4 protein-coding genes are annotated in these 2,742 nt (G+C 58.8%); all 4 read right to left on the bottom strand.

Annotated elements, in window-relative coordinates:
• Positions 1-1,259: AAA family ATPase (locus LOC68_RS03780; RefSeq protein WP_230215937.1), on the bottom strand; the 1,259-nt coding region annotated here is incomplete at its 3' end.
• A gap of 62 nt (positions 1,260-1,321) precedes the next feature.
• The gene (locus tag LOC68_RS03785) at positions 1,322-1,516 is read right to left on the bottom strand and encodes a DUF2997 domain-containing protein (protein WP_230215939.1); all 195 of its coding nucleotides are present in this window, start codon (positions 1,514-1,516) and stop codon (positions 1,322-1,324) included.
• Positions 1,513-1,881 carry a DUF1257 domain-containing protein gene (locus LOC68_RS03790; protein WP_230215941.1) on the bottom strand — a complete coding sequence of 123 codons (369 nt, stop codon included), beginning with the start codon at positions 1,879-1,881 and terminating at the stop codon, positions 1,513-1,515. The genes LOC68_RS03785 and LOC68_RS03790 overlap by 4 nt, the downstream gene beginning before the upstream one ends.
• A gap of 153 nt (positions 1,882-2,034) precedes the next feature.
• Positions 2,035-2,742, bottom strand: a 708-nt coding sequence (locus LOC68_RS03795; protein WP_230215943.1) for a hypothetical protein, incomplete at its 5' end; no start/stop codon positions are given.

The raw sequence follows: 2,742 nt of genomic DNA on the forward strand, positions 1-2,742 counted from the left end.
GACTTGTCCGCGGGAAAGGCCTGGTCGACGTCCAGTCCGAACGCCGCCAAATGCATCCGCCAGATAGCGTCCTTTTGCTCTCTCCCTGGCAGATCGAGAAAGAAAACGGCGTCGAAACGCTCGGCCCGGGCAAACTCCGGCGGCAGCTTGGAAATGTCATTCGCCGTCAAAACGACAAACGTATCGCTCGTTCGATCGTTCAGCCACGACAACAGCGTTCCAAACATTCGTGACGAAACGCCGCTGTCCGACTGACCTGAACCGGCGACGCCGCTCAGCCCTTTCTCAAATTCGTCGACATAAACCACAGACGGTTGCATGGCGTCGATCGTCTCCAAGGCTCGGCGGGTTCGCTCCTCGGTCTGTCCGACAATTCCCCCCATCAATGCGCCGATATCGAGTGAAATCGTCGGCCGTCCGACTTCGTTCCCCAGCGCTTTGGCGAAGGCGCTCTTCCCCGTTCCCGGTACGCCCAGCAACAAGATGCCTTTTGGCATCGCAGCGGAAACGCCTGCGGAGCGATTCCGAAGTGCGCGCAGACAGAACTGCTTTAACGCCGTCAGTCCTCCTAGTTCCGCGAACGCCTCGCCGCCACGGTGCAGCTTCAAGAGGCCATTCTTGAGCAGCGTCTGCGCCTTCAGTCGCCAAACGACGGACGGTTCGATCCGACCATGACGAACGAGCGCCAAACTGAAGGCGCCCTCCGCTTCAAAGCGGGTCAAGCCGCTCGCGGCATCCAAGGTGCGTTGCAGCGTTTCACCTTCGGGCATTTCTCCTGGTTCGGTGCCAATCGCCGCGGCGATCTCCTCCAGTTGCTGGCGATCGGGGAGCGGATGCGGCAGTTCCACGAAGAGCCGCTCCAGCTCAATCGGAACCTGATATGTGGGGGAAAGGATGACAACGAATGCGCGGCGATTCTTTCCCTCTTGGACTTGCCGCGCGATCGATTGAACCACTTCCACCGAGCCGAGAAAGCGATGAAAGTTCGCCAGGACCAACAGCGTCGGTCGCTCGCCGTCTGCCAACGCACTCAGCGACCGAATCGCCGCTAGCGGATCTTGAGCGGAAAACTGGCTTTCCGCGTTCGACTCACCAGCACAGCGAAGTCCCCGTTCGATGTCCCAGGTCGCCAACTTCCACGCTTCCGCGCGACAGAGTTGAGCAATTTCCTGGATCGCGTCGTCATGCTCGTCGCTCCGAATCCAAATGCCGGCGCAGCACGCGCGTACCATCTCCGACAATTGTTGAGTTAACCTCATGAGATTCCTCGTCTTAGAATTTTGAAAACAGATTTCGCTTCGCCGTGATCTTGGCGTGAGCGTTATTCGCCTTGGTAGAGATGGGCGTTTTCCTGGGTACTGACCTGATGAAATTCAGCAGTCAGTTCTTCGGATGTCGTTCGTCCAAGAGCCTTCTCCAGGAACCGGCTCGCGATGCGACATTCGTCGCCGACAAAACCATGCGTTTCGACGCGCGACGTACCATCTGCGGCGACGAGGACTACGATTGTTTTCACTGGGCCCCTCCCGCTTGAATGGTCAGCTTGATTCCGCCGTCGGCCAGCAGCTGTTCGTGAACCGCGTGCCCCGCTTTGCGGGCTTCCAGTTTCGCCTTTTCGACCGCGTACCCCTGCAGGAACCGATCGAGTTCAGCCTGCTTACCCAAACGCCCTTGAAAATTGTCAAACTCGATCCGGCCGGTAGTGACGTCGGCCACCACGGGATACCGCCAATCGGGAAGTTGAACCGCCCAGCCGGTCTTTGTTGCGCTGTAAAGGCGCACCTCGCCGAAAATGGGCTCCGGTAATTTCAGTCGGTGCGTCGCCAGGCGAATCGCCTCGACATCCCGCACTTCCGTATGAATGTGAACTATGTGAGACATACGTACTCCTTCAAGAAACAAAAGAGCCCCGAGACGCGCGACTGGCGCCTCGGGGCCGAAATACCACCTACTGGAGATCTCGCAGCACCTGCATGAACGCCGCGTACTGCTAATTCCCTCCACTACCTGTTATGACACGAAATCGTCCAGAATTTATCGCGATCGACGCCGCCGACTTCGTCGCATTCTCCAGCCGCAATGCAGCCCGAGAAAACGGCAGAGCCAGATCAGAAAAAGCGCCACGCTGCCAGCCAACAACCAAGCCAGCTTCCCCTGGAGCGTGTCGGTCAACTGCTTTGTCGGCAGTGACAGTAAACCTGACTTGGACATCAGGGTGGGAACGCCTGCTTCGTCAAATGCGATCTCATCGCCGCCGAGAATGCGATCGGAATTCGGTAGAAACAGAGCCAAGAAGGTCGCGGATCCAATCGTCTTGCCTGGGTTCTTCTCAATGAAGTTTCCCAGCCAGGCGAAGAACCGCCGCGGATCGGCGGCAACGACCTGCTGCAGTTCGTTTCGCTGGGCAAGTGGGATCTCCGCGAGATCATCCAGGTACTTTCCCAGAGCGATCGCCTCTTCCTGCTGCAAACCGCGACAGAGCGCGGCGCCCTGCCCTGGCCAAGTCCGCAAAATTTCGAGTCCAACGCCAGGATGCTTGATTTCGCTCTTCAGGACTTCGACGCCAAGTTCTTCCGTCGCCGCGGCCAGCTCCCTCCCCCGAGCTCCAGCGGCCAGCCGCGACGCGGCCAACTGGACGTCTGCGTCGGGCAGTTGATTCAAAGCCTGGACGATCTTGTTCGGCGAGGGGACGTTGTCCAGCGCACGCAGTACCTCCGGGCCATACCGAACTGTCAGTTCCGC

It is taken from the genome of Blastopirellula sediminis, from assembly GCF_020966755.1.
Taxonomy (GTDB): Bacteria; Planctomycetota; Planctomycetia; order Pirellulales; family Pirellulaceae; genus Blastopirellula; species Blastopirellula sediminis.

Excerpts from the sequence above, each read along its gene's own strand:
- LOC68_RS03790 (WP_230215941.1), bottom strand. The coding sequence starts at position 1,881 with ATGTCTCACATAGTTCACATTCATACGGAAGTGCGGGATGTCGAGGCG.